Genomic DNA, 14,481 nt, shown 5'->3' with positions numbered 1-14,481 from the left:
TAAGTGCTGAAAGCATCTAAGCATGAAGCCCCCCTCAAGATGAGATTTCCCATAGCGTCAAGCTAGTAAGACCCCTGAGAGATGATCAGGTTGATAGGTTCGAGATGGAAGTGTGGCGACACATGGAGTTGACGAATACTAATCGGTCGAGGACTTAACCTAATTAATATGTTTGGACACATGATTTACCCTTCCGTTATCTAGTTTTGAAGGAATAAATTTCTTCTTGAAATTATTTGGGCAAGCAGATATAATGATATCTGTCTCAAATGAATGTCTGGTAATGATGGCGAAGAGGTCACACCCGTTCCCATTCCGAACACGGAAGTTAAGCTCTTCAGCGCCGATGGTAGTTGGGGGCTTCCCCCTGCGAGAGTAGGACGTTGCCAGGCAATCTAGATGGCCCGTTGGTCAAGCGGTTAAGACACCGCCCTTTCACGGCGGTAACACGGGTTCGAATCCCGTACGGGTCACCACTTTTCATATGGAGGATTAGCTCAGCTGGGAGAGCATCTGCCTTACAAGCAGAGGGTCGGCGGTTCGATCCCGTCATCCTCCACCATATTTTTCTTACATGCCGGTGTAGCTCAGTTGGTAGAGCAACTGACTTGTAATCAGTAGGTCGGGGGTTCGACTCCTCTTGCCGGCACCATCTTTCTTTTAATAGAGAGCCATTAGCTCAGTTGGTAGAGCATCTGACTTTTAATCAGAGGGTCGAAGGTTCGAATCCTTCATGGCTCACCATTCAGATTTGCGGGTGTGGCGGAATTGGCAGACGCACCAGACTTAGGATCTGGCGCCTTACGGCGTGGGGGTTCAAGTCCCTTCACCCGCACCATATGCGGAAGTAGTTCAGTGGTAGAATACAACCTTGCCAAGGTTGGGGTCGCGGGTTCGAATCCCGTCTTCCGCTCCATTATTTTCGCCGGGGTGGCGGAACTGGCAGACGCACAGGACTTAAAATCCTGCGGTAGGTGACTACCGTACCGGTTCGATTCCGGTCCTCGGCACCATTAGAAATCTTATATGCGCCCGTAGCTCAATTGGATAGAGCGTCTGACTACGGATCAGAAGGTTATGGGTTCGACTCCTTTCGGGCGCGCCATATTATTTTCATCATTGCGGGAAGTAGCTCAGCTTGGTAGAGCACTTGGTTTGGGACCAAGGGGTCGCAGGTTCGAATCCTGTCTTCCCGACCATTACATATCTTTTTGAATGGGGCCTTAGCTCAGCTGGGAGAGCGCCTGCCTTGCACGCAGGAGGTCAGCGGTTCGATCCCGCTAGGCTCCACCATTATATTCAACTATTATTCCTTATTATTTTGGCGGTGTAGCTCAGCTGGCTAGAGCGTACGGTTCATACCCGTGAGGTCGGGGGTTCGATCCCCTCCGCCGCTACCAAAATTAAGGACCTTTAGCTCAGCTGGTTAGAGCAGACGGCTCATAACCGTCCGGTCGTAGGTTCGAGTCCTACAAGGTCCACCATATTTTTCATTCCGGAGGTATACCCAAGTTCGGCTGAAGGGATCGGTCTTGAAAACCGACAGGGGCTTAACGGCTCGCGGGGGTTCGAATCCCTCTACCTCCTCCATTTATTTTTTAGAAATAGTCTTATCGTCGCGGGGTGGAGCAGTCTGGTAGCTCGTCGGGCTCATAACCCGAAGGTCGCAGGTTCAAATCCTGTCCCCGCAATTATGATGGTCCCGTGGTGTAGCGGTTAACATGCCTGCCTGTCACGCAGGAGATCGCGGGTTCGATTCCCGTCGGGACCGCCATTTTTAATTAGAGTAAGCAAACAAATTGTTGAATTGGCTCAGTAGCTCAGTCGGTAGAGCAAAGGACTGAAAATCCTTGTGTCGGCGGTTCGATTCCGTCCTGAGCCACCATTTCTAAAATGATAACGGCGATTGTGGCGAAGTGGTTAACGCATCGGATTGTGGTTCCGACATTCGTGGGTTCGATTCCCATCAGTCGCCCCATTATATTTGCGGGTGTAGTTTAGTGGTAAAACCTCAGCCTTCCAAGCTGATGATGAGGGTTCGATTCCCTTCACCCGCTCCAAATTAAATGGGCCTATAGCTCAGCTGGTTAGAGCGCACGCCTGATAAGCGTGAGGTCGGTGGTTCGAGTCCACTTAGGCCCACCATTTATTCCGCAGTAGCTCAGTGGTAGAGCACTCGGCTGTTAACCGAGCGGTCGTAGGTTCGAATCCTACCTGCGGAGCCATTTTTATATTGTGGGGAAGTACTCAAGAGGCTGAAGAGGCGCCCCTGCTAAGGGTGTAGGTCGCGTAAGCGGCGCGAGGGTTCAAATCCCTCCTTCTCCGCCATAACGGCCCGTTGGTCAAGCGGTTAAGACACCGCCCTTTCACGGCGGTAACACGGGTTCGAATCCCGTACGGGTCATCATTTAAACATGCAGATGTTCATTCTGCATGTTTTTTTCTTTTCCAAAAAATCACGTAGTATCCATCACTTCTATTGTTTACAATTATTGTAAATGACACAAGAGATGAATGATTCCATGGATCACAGTGTCACTTTATTTATTGTTATTCTATATTGAATCGATAAGGAGGAGACAGGGTGTGAGCTATTAGGTAAGAAGGATCATCCAATGGATAACAAAAGAAGAATGGATGATATCTTTTTTACAAACTGGAGTGCCTAGAATGCCTGATTGGTGAATCTATGCTGGCTGTCCAAAATAAAGTATGGGATATGCTGCATGGAAAGACTGTTCCTACGCAGATTGGCGATGTGGATGTCGTGTATTTTGATCAGGTTGCCGTTGATGATGAATTCGAGAGAAGATATGAAGAACGTTTGCATTCTTTGAAGCCTGTCACCCTTGAAGTGTTAAAAATCAAACGGTCACTGCAGTAGCTGTCCGACTCGGTGCGGATGGCCAGTTTCAATGGACAGCGCCCAATGGCTAGGAAGATCTTTTACATATGTATGTACGGCCGACACTCATTGCTATAGAGAACCTCTATGTATGGGATGTATTTAATAGAAGGAAACAAGAAAAGAATTGGAAGGCTAAGTGGAATCAAGGTCACTTTTTTCGGATGAGCCTTCTTTATACTATTAAAAAGGAGCAAAGCCGATAAAAATCAGCATTGCTCCTTTTTGAGTGCATTATTTGGTTTTGCCCGTATAACTGTCTCTTTTTTTATAAGGGATATCACCGAGAGGGGATTCTAAATTCTCTTCATCCAGGTCTTCTTCATAGTCGTTATATTGCTTAGATTGATACGTTTTTACTTGGCTGCCTTTTATATCGGTGGCTGCAAAGGATTCGTAGTCTTCCGTAAATCCTTCCTTCTCTTCATCGTCATCATACAGATCATTGTAGGATTTTTTTTCTTGCATAAAATCTGCAGGGGTCTCAGAGGTGCCATACCGCGCTACGTCATCAAAGCTTTCTATATCATCTGTAATGGCTTTATCGTGCTTCGTTTCGAATGAGTCGTACTCCGGTTCCTTACGGGCGAGAATCGTTTCTTCGACAGGCCGATCATTAGCAGTGGTTCGATCAGGTGTATCATTAACACAATAGAGCGTATAAGGGATGGCTTCCAACCGTTCATAAGGTATATCCTTTCCGCAGACTTTACATTTTCCGTAAGTGCCGTCTTCCATAGCTTGCAAAGCCTCGTCTATCTTTTCCATTTCATTCGAAATATGGTCATTAAGAGCATAGTCTGTTGCCCGGTCAGCTAATTCTGTACCAAGATCTGCGGGATGGTTATCGTAGGAAGATAGTTCATCCACAGAGTCGGTTAAACTAATATTATTATCTTTATCTTCATTATTTTGAATGGTATGGTTTTCTTCCTCTTTCATGATTAATAACTGTTTTTTTAGAGAATCTATTTGTTTGGATGTGAGCATGGTAATCTTCCTCCTCATGGCGCTTCAATCTAGATAGATAAGCGATCGCCGCCATTTATTATTTGTTTTTTCTCTACTTTTACCCAAATGAGCTGTCTCGAAACTACTATGGCTATCGCAGAAGATAATCTATAAAACAGGCAGCAATGGATAGCCGAATAAGAAAGAAAGATGAAGTTTATTCCGCTATTCTGGCAACTTTGGTTTTATTAGATGAAAAGAGATACCATACAGTGTAAAATAAGAGTGTAACTATTTTTTGGCAAATGAGCTGAGAATTTTAAACAAATGTCCCTAAGAAGGTAGCAGATTATTACATTATTTCAAGCTGTTTCGTGAAAGTGTGAACAAAGGGTTTGAATAATTGACACAAATGATTTATCAGGTGTATCTTTAAATAGGTTTAATGGCACGTTAAGAATGAATTAAAAAGGGGGTATATCTATGGCAATCGGTTTAGAGTCACACACTCTGGAAGGGCTGCAAAAAAGTTTGCGAAAAGCGAATGAAACAAAAAAAGAGATCATGTTCAGTACAGTGGTGAAAGTGAATGATATAAGCCCCCTTTCTTTATATACAGCAGGAAGAGACTTATTTATTGGTGAACGATTCTTTTGGCAGGAGCCTACTGAAGGAATGGCTTTCACAGGACTTGGAAAAATTAGTAAACTTCAGGCAAAAGCAGACCAGCACCGTTACTTGTCTATAGAATCGCAATGGAAGAAGATATTATCGGAAGCGGTCATCGTCCAGGATGAAAAGCAGGCAGGAACAGGGCCTTTATTATTTGGGGGATTTTCTTTTGACTGTGAAAAGAGCCAGTCTTCTTTATGGGACCGTTTTGGCGATAACTTTTTTTATGTTCCCCAATATATGCTGACTTCGGCCAAAGGAGGAAGCTATTTAACAATCAATACAATTTGTTCTCCAGGCGACGATATGACTCATTTAGTGGATGTCATCAAACAAGGAGAGGAATTGGCATCTGTTAGTGGAAATCCTCAGCTGTATGAAGATAATCTCCTGCTTGCCACCAATGAAGTTGAACCTGAAGAGTGGAAGCAAACAGTCCGAAATGCTGTTAAGACATTGCAGGCTGGGACAATGGATAAGGTAGTACTTGCAAGAGAACGGCGTCTTTCCTTCAAGAAGAAGATTGTATCGGAATTTGTTTTGGCAAAATTGCAAAAACAACAGGGGACAAGCTTTATTTTCAGTTTGGAATCCGGCGATAATTGCTTTATCGGCGCTACTCCAGAAAGACTTGTAAAGAAACAGGGGCCGATGCTTCTTTCTACATGCCTTGCCGGCTCAATCGCGAGAGGTGCATCCGAGAAAGAGGATGCTTCATTAGGAAGTGAACTGTTGAGTGATCCCAAGAACCTGAGGGAGCACCAATATGTTGTTTCTATGATCCGTAAGGCGCTGGAAGAAGTATGTATGACAGTCAATGTTCCTTCACAACCGGAATTGATGAAATTGAAATTCATCCAGCATTTATATACACCAGTCACTGCTGTTTGCTTGCCAAAGACTTCTTTGCTTGGCGTGGTTGAAAAGTTGCATCCAACTCCAGCTCTAGGGGGATTGCCACAGCAGCAGGCCGTGAAATGGATTCGGGAACATGAACGTTTGGAAAGAGGGCTTTACGGCGGGCCGCTCGGTTGGATAGATGCAGACGGCAATGGGGAATTCGCAGTGGCATTAAGATCTGGATTGCTGCAGGACAATGAAGCATCATTGTTTGCTGGCTGCGGAATCGTTGCGGATTCTGTTGCCGAAGAAGAGTACAAGGAAACAGAGATTAAATTCAAGCCTATGATTAATGCATTGGGAGGAGCTATACAATGAACCATCAAGAAATACTCACGGTGTATACATCTGCATTTGTGGATGAACTGGCACGAATGAAAGTGAAGCATGCAGTTATAAGCCCGGGATCGCGCTCGACCCCAATCAGTTTATTATTCACGAAACACCCTGATATTAACATACATATCAATATAGACGAACGGTCAGCAGGCTTTTACGCCTTGGGGATTGCCAAGGCTTCGAGGGAGCCTGTTGCCTTAGTGTGCACATCAGGCACGGCAGCCGCCAATTACTATCCTGCTGTTGTAGAGGCTTATTACTCAAGAGTTCCCTTGATTGTCATCACAGCCGACCGTCCGCATGAGCTGAGGGATGTTGGCGCTCCCCAGGCAATTGACCAGCTGCAATTATATGGCCGTTTTGCTAAATGGTTTTGTGAAATGTCCTTGCCGGGTAACAGAGAGGAAGATATACGGTATGTGCGCAATATTGCCAAGAGAGCAAGCGCGACAGCTAAAGAAAACCCTGCTGGCCCCGTCCATCTAAACTTCCCGGTAAGAGAGCCTTTGCTGCCGGATATGCAGCATGATTATTTTACGCAGCTACGCTGTGAAAATATACAAGGGAATATTCTTGAAAGCGGTATCTTGACACTCACGGACAGTAGCAGAGAGAAAATTCTGTCCCAATTGAGCGGAAAAGAACGAGGGCTGATTGTGGTGGGCGAAGGTGAAGGGACTGAGTTTGCTGCAGAAGTGAAAAAGCTGGCTGAAACACTGCAATATCCGATTTTGGCCGATCCTCTGTCCCAGTTGCGGACCGCCGGGGACTCAGCCTATATAGTCGACTGTTATGATACTTTCCTGCGTGTCGAGGAAGCGGCAGAGTTTTTGAAGCCGGAAATCATTATACGACTTGGAGCTATGCCTGTTTCGAAGCCTCTTCTTCTCTTTATGAAAGCCGCACAAACTGCCACTCATATAGTAGTGGATGGAGGCAGCGGATGGCGGGAACCGACAGGAATGGGTACCTATATGGTCCATTGCGATGAAACAGCTTTTTGCCGGGATATCAGTGGGCATCTTGCCGACAATGAACCGAGCGAATGGATCAGTACATGGCAGACGCTGAATGCAGTTAGTAAAAATGTGTTACAAACCCTCAATGAGGTGCAACAGTTAGATGAAGGAAAAGTGTTTTTGCAGTTGAATGAACTTCTTCCGGCCGGTGCTGCCTTATTTGTAGGGAATTCCATGCCAATCAGAGATTGTGACACCTTCTTCCACAACCGAGAATCCAACGTCCGCATTTTGGCCAACAGGGGAGCAAATGGAATTGATGGTGTTGTTTCTACTGCTATTGGCGTATCCGTCCATGGACAGCCGACGGTTCTGGTGATCGGGGATTTGAGCTTTTTCCATGATATGAATGGCCTCATGGCAGCCAAACTTCTACAGCGGGATATCACCATTGTTATTGTGAATAATGATGGTGGCGGGATCTTTTCTTTTTTACCGCAGTCAAGCGAAAGAGAATATTTCGAGATGCTGTTTGGAACACCGCATGGGCTAGACTTTTCACATGCTATTGCAATGTACGGAGGGCAGTTTAGCCGGGTTAAAGATTGGGAGCAATTCCGGAAAGCAATGGCCGAGTCTTTAGAAAACAAAGGATTGAATGTGGTGGAAGTAGTGACAAACAGACAGGAAAATGTCGATAATCATCGTAAACTGTGGAATGTTGTTTCCCAGGAAATAAAAGAAGTGATTGAAGGGAAGAAGAATGTTCTTAAACGCTCGTAATGCGCGTTACTATGTAGAAATATGCGGCACAGGGGAACCGTTGCTTTTCTTGCACGGCTTCACTGGCGACCATTCAACCTGGAATGCGGTCGCTGATGCATTAAAAGAGAATTATCAAGTGATCACTCTTGACATATTGGGACATGGCCGAAGCGATTGCCCCAGTGATGCTGCACGCTATGCAATGGAAGAGGTTTGTGCTGACATCGCTGTAATCCTTGACCAGTTGTCAGTGGGAAAAGTGCATGTTATTGGTTATTCCATGGGAGGAAGATTGGCCCTTAGTTTTGCCATCTTGTATAGCGAATATGTGAAATCGGCCAATCTGGAAAGCGCGTCACCGGGCTTGGCGACTGCTGATGAACGAGAGAAGCGCCGCATGAATGACCGGCATCTGGCAAATGAAATTGAGCAGAATGGATTAGAGGCTTTTGTCGATCACTGGGAAAACATTCCCCTTTTTGCTTCCCAAAGAAATCTGCCAGCTGAAGAGCGCCTGGCAATCCGGAAACAACGATTGTCCAATTCAACAATCGGGCTTGGCAATAGTTTGCGGGGAATGGGAACGGGCATGCAGCCTTCTTGGTGGGAGGCATTGGAACAAATAGATAAGCCGGTTCTTCTATTGTCTGGCGAGCTAGATCTTAAATTCCGCGAAATAAGCAAACGAATGCATGAAAGGCTGCCAAATAGCGAACAAAAGGTTATTTTGGGGGTTGGCCATGCAATTCATGTGGAGAATTCCGCAATCTTTGGTAAAATAGTAAGTGAATTTGTAGAAAAATGGAGGGGTTAATAGATGGCATTCAATTGGGTAACAGAACGCAATTACGAAGATATCTTATATGAGACATACAATGGCATCGCTAAGATAACCATCAACCGTCCGGAAGTACGCAATGCATTCCGTCCGAAAACGGTTATGGAACTAATGGATGCATTTGCATGTGCTCGGGATGACGCAAAAATCGGCGCAATCATTTTGACGGGTGCCGGCGACAAAGCATTTTGTTCAGGAGGAGACCAAAAAGTCCGCGGCAACGGCGGATATGTTGGTGATGATCAAATTCCCCGCCTGAATGTATTGGATTTGCAGCATCTAATCCGTGTAACACCTAAACCAGTCGTGGCAATGGTAGCAGGTTATGCAATCGGCGGAGGCCATGTTTTACATATTGTTTGTGATCTGACAATCGCAGCCGACAATGCTGTGTTTGGACAGACCGGCCCTAAAGTCGGCAGCTTTGATGGCGGATATGGAGCAGGTTATCTTGCCCGCATCGTAGGCCATAAAAAAGCGCGTGAAATTTGGTATCTGTGCCGCCAGTACAATGCACAGGAAGCACTCGACATGGGCTTGGTCAATACAGTTGTTCCGTTGGAAGAACTTGAAGCTGAGACGGTGAAATGGTGTGAAGAAATGCTTAAGAAGAGTCCTATGGCCCTACGCTTCCTGAAAGCGGCTTTCAATGCCGACACAGACGGTTTAGCAGGTATTCAGCAATTTGCGGGCGATGCAACGCTCTTGTATTACACAACAGACGAAGCGAAAGAAGGAAGAGATGCGTTTAAAGAAAAACGTAACCCAGACTTCGGCCAATTCCCTAGATTCCCTTAATGTTTTCTAAAAATAAACAAAAGCTTGGCAAAATATTTTTGTCAGGCTTTTTCTTTAGTATAAAGGACAGGATTACTTCTGTCTGAGAAATTTTTGTGAAAAGAGAGATGAAAATGTTTGGATAATCAGGAATTAATGCCAAATTGGCTGATCAAAAGGGCATTTTTGTCGCCTGACCGCAAAGCCGTAGAGATAGAAGGCCAATCATACACCTTTGCCCAATTGTTGGATCTGGCCCTGCAAATGGCAGGGAGGTTTCATACGATTGGTATTCAAAAAGGTGATACCATTGGCATTTTACAGCATAATTCAATGAAATTGATTGTAACGATCCATGCTTTAATGCAGAGTGGTACAAAAATCGTTTTTTACAACACACGCTTATCCGCCGAAGAACTTGCCTATCAATTTGAAGATTCCGGAATGGATTGGTTGGTCAGCTCGCAGGTATTCAATGAAACATTGGCGAAAAGCGGATTGGCTAAAGAGAAAATCATCTTTACAGAGTCTGTCGATGACATAAAGGAAAGCATGGATTTCCAGCCGGTAGAAGATTTTAACCTGCAAGAGACTGCGACAATCATGTATACCTCAGGCACGACGGGACGGCCTAAAGGAGTCATGCAATCATTCGGGAATCATTGGTGGAGCGCGATGGGCTCAATGTTGAATTTAGGTTTGCAGGAAGAGGATACATGGCTGTGTGCAGTTCCTCTCTTCCATATCAGCGGTTTATCGATTCTCATGAGAAGCGTTATTTATGGAATGACTGTCCAGGTACATCCTCAGTTTGATGTGAAAAAAGTGAATAAAGCCATCTTGGACGGGAAAATCGCGATTATGTCGGTTGTTTCCAATATGCTGAACCGGCTGATGGACGATCTAGGAGAAAGGACTTATCCTAAGGCCTTTCGCTGTATGCTTCTTGGCGGTGGGCCAGCGCCTTTAAGTCTCCTGGAAACGTGTAAAAGCCGGGAAGTCCCTATCTATCAAACATATGGAATGACAGAGACATCATCCCAAATTGCAACTCTTTCGCCGGAATACAGCCTTGCTAAGTTAGGTTCGGCCGGTAAGGCATTGTTTCCTTCCCAATTAAAGGTTGTCCATGAAGGAAAACCGGCGGCGCCTTTGATAACAGGTGAAATTTATGTAAAAGGCCCTAATGTGACCAAGGGGTATGCCCACCGGGAACAAGCAACAAAAGAAGCGTTCGAGAACGGCTGGTTGAAGACAGGCGACTTGGGTTATTTGGATGAGGAAGGATTTCTCTTTGTTGTGGATCGTCGTTCGGATCTCATTATTTCCGGCGGTGAAAATGTGTATCCAGCTGAAATAGAAAGTGCTTTAATGAAGCATGAAGCGGTATATGAAGCTGGCGTTACGGGAGTGCCGGATGAGCGATGGGGGCAGGTTCCTATTGCATTTGTTGTGTCCAAAAACCAACATCTGAAAACCGGTGAGCTTCTCGAATTCTGCCAAAGCCGCCTAGCTTCCTATAAGGTTCCGAAAGAAATTCACTTAGTCGATGATCTCCCAAGAAACGCCTCCAATAAATTGCTTCGACGGCAATTGGTGAAACTTCTCCGCTAAGGAAGTGAAAAAGATGAAGCTATCATCTGTAACTCTGTATTTGATCAGTTCGGATTTAAAAAGGCCTTTCCATAATGCTCTCGGCATGCTGAAAAAGAGGGAAGCAATCATCGTAGAAGTAAAAGATGAAAATGGCATCAGCGGCTGGGGTGAAGTGGTGGCTTTTTCAACACCTTGGTATACGGAAGAAACAATCTTTACCTCTCTATATACGTTAAAGACATTTCTTATTCCGTTGCTAAAAGAGCACCCTCATTTAAACCATCCTGCAGAGTTAGCTTCCCTATTCGCCGGCGTCCGGGGACACCATATGGCGAAGTCGGGGCTTGAAGGGGCCATTTGGGATTTATATAGCCGACGAATGAAACAGCCCTTATCGATTATTGTCGGCGGAACCCGTGCAAGCATTGAAGCGGGGATTGTTATTGCCTCTGATCGGATTGAAAGCGCCCTCGAGCAACTGAAGGAATATAAAGCAGAAGGATATAAAAGATTCAAGCTGAAGATTAATCGAAAGAATGTCTTATCGTTCCTGGATGCAATCAGGGCGGATCATCCAGATGTTCCATTAATGGCAGATGCCAATTCATCATTCACACTGGATGATCTTCCATTATTGCGCCAACTTGATCAGTACAAGCTGTTGATGATTGAACAGCCTTTTAGTTATGAAGATTTGGCCGATCATAGACTGCTTCAGGCTGAAATAAAGACACCCGTTTGCCTGGATGAAAGCATAACTTCCTATAACGCGGCCCGGAATGCTGTAGCTCTCGGAAGCTGTGAAATCATTTCTGTAAAAATGGGCAGAATGGGAGGATGGCAGCAAGCTCTTCAGCTGCATTCATTTGCCCAGGAAGCGAATATCCGGCTTTGGTGTGGAGGTATGATCGAATTCGGCATTTCTAAAGCACATAATATTGCCTTATCATCATTGCCGGGCTTTACGTTGCCGGGAGATTTTTCTCCATCGGAACATTATTGGGAGCATGATATCCTGACAGAGCCCATTACAGTAAAAAACGGCGAAATAGAAGTGAGTAAACAACCGGGCATAGGATATGAAGTGGATCGATATCGGCTTAAACAGTTGACCGATTATACGGAAATGATTTCTTTACAATAGAAATGTAAGAAATAGGCGAAAGCTTCTTTGAAGATTATGGAATATATTGTATGATAATGGAAAGACAAACATGGCGGGAGAGAGAGCGGTGGATAACAATAAACCCTATTTGATTGCGAAAATTTTACTAGAGCGGGCCATGCCTCTTGACGTTGTGGCAGCCATTACCTTAATCGATAAAGAAGAATTACTCCAATTATTTGCAAATGAATCTTAATTATAGAAGCAAAAAACAGGCGCAGTGTGCCTGTTTTTTGCTTTTTAAGCCCAGGCTTTTAAAAATGCCATAGGTTGTTGAAGAAATCAAGAATGAGGGGATTATTTGCTCTCAAGTGGGTTGTGAATGCCATATGCTTGGGGCATTCTCCAGTTTTACGTTAAAATTCTTCCTTCGGGCGAAATGTATGGCATCCGGTATGGCTGCTTGAATGTGCTCGTTCATCCGGAGAGTAGACTTCCACTAAAATATTTTTTGCTCCGCAATGGTTGCCGTGTTTCCAATAAAAGCATGTATTGACGCCGCATTTTACATCTTTAGCCATAAAAAAATCATCCTCCTTAGCCCTAGTTTAGGCAAAGAGGATGATTTGCATGAATGGTAATAATGGTCAGCTTAATAAAGCGCTGTTTTTAAAGTCTCCAGATTTTGATGCATAATGCTCATATAATCTTTTTTCTGTTCGATGTCCTTTTCGGTCAAAACAGATAGGTTATGCAGATGCAAAGCTTTCGCGTCTATTTCTTTTTGAATGATTTTAGTCAGGTTCGAAGGGATATTTTGTTCAAAGAGCACATAGTTAATATTATGTTCCTTTGCTGTTTCCATAATGCCCTTCAAAGCCTTTTGCGAAGGCTCACTGGAGCTGGAAATGCCTGAGACGGCGATTTGCTTCAGGCCATACCTTTTTTCCCAATAGCCATATGCAGCATGGGAAACAATGATTTCTTTTTTAGGCGCTTTTTCAATAACAGCTGCGTATTCTTTATCAAGTTCGTTCAATTCGTTTACGACCTTATCGTAAGATTCTTCAAAGTATTGCTTTTGATCTGGTTTTTGTTCAGCCAACTGATTTTTAATTTCTGTAGCCATATCGACCATTAAGGATGGATCCAGCCAGACATGCGGATTAATATCTCCGTGGTCATGGCCGTCTTCCTCGTGTTTGTGGTCCTCACCATCGTGGTCATGGTCTTCATCGCCATGTTCGTGGGCATCCTGAAGTTTGCTATGGTCGATTTTTTCACCGACTGCATCCATTGTGACGCCTTCTTTAGTAAGAATCGGCTTCGCTTTTGTAACAAATCCCTCCAGATGGTGGCCGATGTAGAAGAAGTTATCCGCCTGTGCCATCGATATCAAATCCTTTTGTGATGGTTCAAAAGAGTGCTCATCAGCGCCTGGCGGGTAGACTGATTTAACATCCACGTAAGGTCCGCCAATCTGCTCCGTCAAGTATTGGAGCGGGTAAACGGTCGTATAAACCGATAATTTTTCCTTATCTTGCTTGCTTGTAGATTCGTCTTTATTGCCGCAACCGGAAAGAAAGGCTGCGAATATAAGTACAAAGGCAAAAATCTGTTTTTTATACATAGGGCTCTCCTTATTAATCGTAGTTATTACGATTTATATGATATAAAAACGGAATGATTCCGATTTAACTTATTGTATATTAACGTAAATAAAACACGAAATCAATAGTTTCGTGCTTTATTATTCCGTCATATGATAAAAAGTATTAGTGTTCCTTCTTCTCTTTTTCCGGCACAAGGTCTACACCGCCGGGATGGAACGGGTGGCATTTAGCGATTCGCTTTATGGTCAGCCAGCCGCCTTTCAGCGCCCCAAAGCGTTTAATGGCTTCCATTCCGTACGCTGAGCAAGTGGGATAAAAGCGGCAGGTAGGGGGCTTAAGGGGAGAGATGCATTTGCGGTAAAATTGTATAATAAGCAGCATGATTTTCTGCATAATCAATCATCCTTTTCAGATCCGTTGCAATACTTTCTTTTTCATTATACACCTAGTAGGTGCATAGACATAATACTATGCAAACGGATGGAAAATGTAAAAAAGACTGAAAAGAAGAATAATTAGGTATATGATAGAAGCATATCAATCAGAAGGAGTGAATGTAATGCCATCAGTTGAAAGTTTTGAATTGGATCATACTGCAGTTAAAGCCCCTTATGTCAGACATTGCGGTGTCCATAAAGTAGGCACCGACGGAGTGGTCAATAAATTCGATATCCGTTTTTGCCAGCCTAATAAGGAAGCGATGGAGCCAGGCGCGATTCATACACTGGAGCATCTATTGGCTTATAATATTCGCAAGCATTCTGAGCAATATAATCATTGGGATGTAATCGATATTTCACCGATGGGTTGCCAGACAGGATTTTATCTAGTGGTAAGCGGAGAACCTACTGTATCGGAAATTATCGATGTCATGGAAAATACCATGCTGGACGGCATAAAGGTAATTGAAATTCCGGCAGCCAATGAAAAACAATGCGGGCAGGCCAAATTGCACAATCTTGAAGGTGCCAAAAAGATTATGGAAAAGTGGTTGTCCCATTCACGAGAAGAACTCCACGAAGTATTTGCATAGTAAAACAAGCAGGCCGCGAATAGCGGCT

General features: G+C 44.4%; 13 protein-coding genes, 22 tRNA genes, 1 rRNA gene and 1 other annotated feature (1 of these 37 cut by a window edge). Of the genes, 32 read left to right on the top strand and 4 right to left on the bottom strand.

All coding sequences use genetic code 11. The features are described from left to right. Positions 1 to 150, top strand: a sequence feature (23S ribosomal RNA rRNA prediction is too short) (it extends 721 nt beyond the left edge of the window). Positions 151 to 276: 126 nt separating this feature from the next. The 24 genes from rrf to BN1765_RS16485 all read left to right on the top strand — a co-directional run bounded on the left by rrf (position 277) and on the right by BN1765_RS16485 (position 2,884). Next, a 5S ribosomal RNA gene (rrf, locus tag BN1765_RS16600) occupies positions 277 to 392 on the top strand. A gap of 9 nt (positions 393 to 401) precedes the next feature. Then, a tRNA-Glu gene (locus tag BN1765_RS16595) sits at positions 402 to 476 on the top strand. A gap of 10 nt (positions 477 to 486) precedes the next feature. Further along, a tRNA-Val gene (locus BN1765_RS16590) sits at positions 487 to 562 on the top strand. Between the two features lie 14 nt (positions 563 to 576). After that, positions 577 to 652, top strand: a tRNA-Thr gene (locus BN1765_RS16585). 16 nt (positions 653 to 668) lie between these two features. After that, positions 669 to 744: transfer RNA gene (locus BN1765_RS16580), tRNA-Lys, on the top strand. 9 nt (positions 745 to 753) lie between these two features. Beyond that, a tRNA-Leu gene (locus tag BN1765_RS16575) sits at positions 754 to 838 on the top strand. A 3-nt stretch (positions 839 to 841) separates the two neighbouring features. Beyond that, a tRNA-Gly gene (locus BN1765_RS16570) sits at positions 842 to 916 on the top strand. 8 nt (positions 917 to 924) lie between these two features. Continuing rightward, positions 925 to 1,013 (top strand) — tRNA-Leu (locus BN1765_RS16565). 15 nt (positions 1,014 to 1,028) lie between these two features. Next, a tRNA-Arg gene (locus BN1765_RS16560) sits at positions 1,029 to 1,105 on the top strand. 17 nt (positions 1,106 to 1,122) lie between these two features. Then, positions 1,123 to 1,199, top strand: a tRNA-Pro gene (locus tag BN1765_RS16555). Positions 1,200 to 1,217: 18 nt separating this feature from the next. Continuing rightward, positions 1,218 to 1,293: transfer RNA gene (locus BN1765_RS16550), tRNA-Ala, on the top strand. Between the two features lie 30 nt (positions 1,294 to 1,323). Beyond that, positions 1,324 to 1,400, top strand: a tRNA-Met gene (locus tag BN1765_RS16545). A 7-nt stretch (positions 1,401 to 1,407) separates the two neighbouring features. Next, a tRNA-Ile gene (locus BN1765_RS16540) sits at positions 1,408 to 1,484 on the top strand. Positions 1,485 to 1,497: 13 nt separating this feature from the next. Beyond that, positions 1,498 to 1,590 (top strand) — tRNA-Ser (locus BN1765_RS16535). Between the two features lie 27 nt (positions 1,591 to 1,617). Continuing rightward, positions 1,618 to 1,691: transfer RNA gene (locus BN1765_RS16530), tRNA-Met, on the top strand. Positions 1,692 to 1,698: 7 nt separating this feature from the next. Next, positions 1,699 to 1,774 (top strand) — tRNA-Asp (locus BN1765_RS16525). A gap of 35 nt (positions 1,775 to 1,809) precedes the next feature. Beyond that, a tRNA-Phe gene (locus tag BN1765_RS16520) sits at positions 1,810 to 1,885 on the top strand. A 17-nt stretch (positions 1,886 to 1,902) separates the two neighbouring features. Further along, positions 1,903 to 1,978: transfer RNA gene (locus BN1765_RS16515), tRNA-His, on the top strand. A gap of 8 nt (positions 1,979 to 1,986) precedes the next feature. After that, positions 1,987 to 2,060, top strand: a tRNA-Gly gene (locus BN1765_RS16510). An 8-nt stretch (positions 2,061 to 2,068) separates the two neighbouring features. Continuing rightward, a tRNA-Ile gene (locus tag BN1765_RS16505) sits at positions 2,069 to 2,145 on the top strand. Positions 2,146 to 2,150: 5 nt separating this feature from the next. Then, positions 2,151 to 2,225: transfer RNA gene (locus BN1765_RS16500), tRNA-Asn, on the top strand. 12 nt (positions 2,226 to 2,237) lie between these two features. Then, positions 2,238 to 2,328: transfer RNA gene (locus BN1765_RS16495), tRNA-Ser, on the top strand. 4 nt (positions 2,329 to 2,332) lie between these two features. Further along, positions 2,333 to 2,404: transfer RNA gene (locus BN1765_RS16490), tRNA-Glu, on the top strand. A gap of 285 nt (positions 2,405 to 2,689) precedes the next feature. Beyond that, positions 2,690 to 2,884 carry a nucleotidyltransferase family protein gene (locus tag BN1765_RS16485; RefSeq protein WP_050616163.1) on the top strand — a complete coding sequence of 65 codons (195 nt, stop codon included), beginning with the start codon at positions 2,690 to 2,692 and terminating at the stop codon, positions 2,882 to 2,884. A 255-nt stretch (positions 2,885 to 3,139) separates the two neighbouring features. Here the strand turns inward: BN1765_RS16485 and BN1765_RS16480 are convergent, their stop codons facing one another. Beyond that, the gene (locus BN1765_RS16480; RefSeq protein ID WP_050616162.1) at positions 3,140 to 3,895 is read right to left on the bottom strand and encodes a TraR/DksA C4-type zinc finger protein; all 756 of its coding nucleotides are present in this window, start codon (positions 3,893 to 3,895) and stop codon (positions 3,140 to 3,142) included. Positions 3,896 to 4,339: 444 nt separating this feature from the next. On the opposite strand from BN1765_RS16480, the gene BN1765_RS16475 reads away from it, so the two are divergent. The 7 genes from BN1765_RS16475 (at position 4,340) to BN1765_RS20160 (ending at position 12,063) form a co-directional block, all read left to right on the top strand. Further along, the gene (locus tag BN1765_RS16475) at positions 4,340 to 5,746 is read left to right on the top strand and encodes an isochorismate synthase (RefSeq protein ID WP_050616161.1); all 1,407 of its coding nucleotides are present in this window, start codon (positions 4,340 to 4,342) and stop codon (positions 5,744 to 5,746) included. Then, positions 5,743 to 7,509, top strand: coding sequence for a 2-succinyl-5-enolpyruvyl-6-hydroxy-3-cyclohexene-1-carboxylic-acid synthase (menD, locus tag BN1765_RS16470; protein ID WP_050616160.1), 1,767 nt, complete (start codon positions 5,743 to 5,745; stop codon positions 7,507 to 7,509). Before BN1765_RS16475 ends, menD begins: the two co-directional genes overlap by 4 nt. Further along, the gene (gene menH / locus BN1765_RS16465) at positions 7,490 to 8,305 is read left to right on the top strand and encodes a 2-succinyl-6-hydroxy-2,4-cyclohexadiene-1-carboxylate synthase (protein ID WP_050616159.1); all 816 of its coding nucleotides are present in this window, start codon (positions 7,490 to 7,492) and stop codon (positions 8,303 to 8,305) included. The genes menD and menH overlap by 20 nt, the downstream gene beginning before the upstream one ends. A 3-nt stretch (positions 8,306 to 8,308) precedes the next feature. After that, on the top strand, positions 8,309 to 9,127 hold the full coding sequence (gene menB, locus BN1765_RS16460) for a 1,4-dihydroxy-2-naphthoyl-CoA synthase (protein WP_050616158.1): 819 nt from the start codon (positions 8,309 to 8,311) through the stop codon (positions 9,125 to 9,127). 135 nt (positions 9,128 to 9,262) lie between these two features. Beyond that, positions 9,263 to 10,720 (top strand): o-succinylbenzoate--CoA ligase, encoded by a 1,458-nt coding sequence (locus BN1765_RS16455; protein WP_050616821.1) that lies wholly within the window; start codon positions 9,263 to 9,265, stop codon positions 10,718 to 10,720. Between the two features lie 13 nt (positions 10,721 to 10,733). Then, positions 10,734 to 11,846, top strand: coding sequence for an o-succinylbenzoate synthase (gene menC / locus BN1765_RS16450; RefSeq protein WP_050616157.1), 1,113 nt, complete (start codon positions 10,734 to 10,736; stop codon positions 11,844 to 11,846). A 70-nt stretch (positions 11,847 to 11,916) separates the two neighbouring features. Then, entirely contained in the window at positions 11,917 to 12,063 is a 147-nt protein-coding gene (locus BN1765_RS20160; RefSeq protein ID WP_154666094.1) for a hypothetical protein, read from the top strand. 160 nt (positions 12,064 to 12,223) lie between these two features. Here the strand turns inward: BN1765_RS20160 and BN1765_RS19680 are convergent, their stop codons facing one another. The 3 genes from BN1765_RS19680 to yidD form a co-directional block, all read right to left on the bottom strand. Beyond that, the gene (locus BN1765_RS19680; protein ID WP_075050822.1) at positions 12,224 to 12,388 is read right to left on the bottom strand and encodes a DUF1540 domain-containing protein; all 165 of its coding nucleotides are present in this window, start codon (positions 12,386 to 12,388) and stop codon (positions 12,224 to 12,226) included. 71 nt (positions 12,389 to 12,459) lie between these two features. Next, positions 12,460 to 13,437, bottom strand: coding sequence for a metal ABC transporter solute-binding protein, Zn/Mn family (locus tag BN1765_RS16445; protein ID WP_050616156.1), 978 nt, complete (start codon positions 13,435 to 13,437; stop codon positions 12,460 to 12,462). 145 nt (positions 13,438 to 13,582) lie between these two features. Beyond that, the gene (gene yidD, locus BN1765_RS16440; RefSeq protein WP_050616155.1) at positions 13,583 to 13,813 is read right to left on the bottom strand and encodes a membrane protein insertion efficiency factor YidD; all 231 of its coding nucleotides are present in this window, start codon (positions 13,811 to 13,813) and stop codon (positions 13,583 to 13,585) included. Positions 13,814 to 13,979: 166 nt separating this feature from the next. On the opposite strand from yidD, the gene BN1765_RS16435 reads away from it, so the two are divergent. Next, positions 13,980 to 14,453 carry an S-ribosylhomocysteine lyase gene (locus tag BN1765_RS16435; RefSeq protein WP_050616154.1) on the top strand — a complete coding sequence of 158 codons (474 nt, stop codon included), beginning with the start codon at positions 13,980 to 13,982 and terminating at the stop codon, positions 14,451 to 14,453. Positions 14,454 to 14,481: the final 28 nt, after the last annotated feature.

Source organism: Bacillus testis, assembly GCF_001243895.1.
Taxonomy (GTDB): Bacteria; Bacillota; Bacilli; order Bacillales; family DSM-1321; genus Bacillus_AD; species Bacillus_AD testis.
This window is presented reverse-complemented; position numbering and strand designations above follow the sequence as displayed.

What these genes read in the sequence shown, in the direction of transcription:
- BN1765_RS16485 (WP_050616163.1), top strand. Translation starts at nt 2,690, where the DNA reads ATGCTGGCTGTCCAAAATAAAGTATGGGATATGCTGCATGGAAAGACT.
- BN1765_RS16480 (WP_050616162.1), bottom strand. Translation starts at nt 3,895, where the DNA reads ATGCTCACATCCAAACAAATAGATTCTCTAAAAAAACAGTTATTAATC.
- BN1765_RS16475 (WP_050616161.1), top strand. Translation starts at nt 4,340, where the DNA reads ATGGCAATCGGTTTAGAGTCACACACTCTGGAAGGGCTGCAAAAAAGT.
- menD (WP_050616160.1), top strand. Translation starts at nt 5,743, where the DNA reads ATGAACCATCAAGAAATACTCACGGTGTATACATCTGCATTTGTGGAT.
- menH (WP_050616159.1), top strand. Translation starts at nt 7,490, where the DNA reads ATGTTCTTAAACGCTCGTAATGCGCGTTACTATGTAGAAATATGCGGC.
- menB (WP_050616158.1), top strand. Translation starts at nt 8,309, where the DNA reads ATGGCATTCAATTGGGTAACAGAACGCAATTACGAAGATATCTTATAT.
- BN1765_RS16455 (WP_050616821.1), top strand. Translation starts at nt 9,263, where the DNA reads ATGCCAAATTGGCTGATCAAAAGGGCATTTTTGTCGCCTGACCGCAAA.
- menC (WP_050616157.1), top strand. Translation starts at nt 10,734, where the DNA reads ATGAAGCTATCATCTGTAACTCTGTATTTGATCAGTTCGGATTTAAAA.
- BN1765_RS20160 (WP_154666094.1), top strand. Translation starts at nt 11,917, where the DNA reads ATGGCGGGAGAGAGAGCGGTGGATAACAATAAACCCTATTTGATTGCG.
- BN1765_RS19680 (WP_075050822.1), bottom strand. Translation starts at nt 12,388, where the DNA reads ATGGCTAAAGATGTAAAATGCGGCGTCAATACATGCTTTTATTGGAAA.
- BN1765_RS16445 (WP_050616156.1), bottom strand. Translation starts at nt 13,437, where the DNA reads ATGTATAAAAAACAGATTTTTGCCTTTGTACTTATATTCGCAGCCTTT.
- yidD (WP_050616155.1), bottom strand. Translation starts at nt 13,813, where the DNA reads ATGCAGAAAATCATGCTGCTTATTATACAATTTTACCGCAAATGCATC.
- BN1765_RS16435 (WP_050616154.1), top strand. Translation starts at nt 13,980, where the DNA reads ATGCCATCAGTTGAAAGTTTTGAATTGGATCATACTGCAGTTAAAGCC.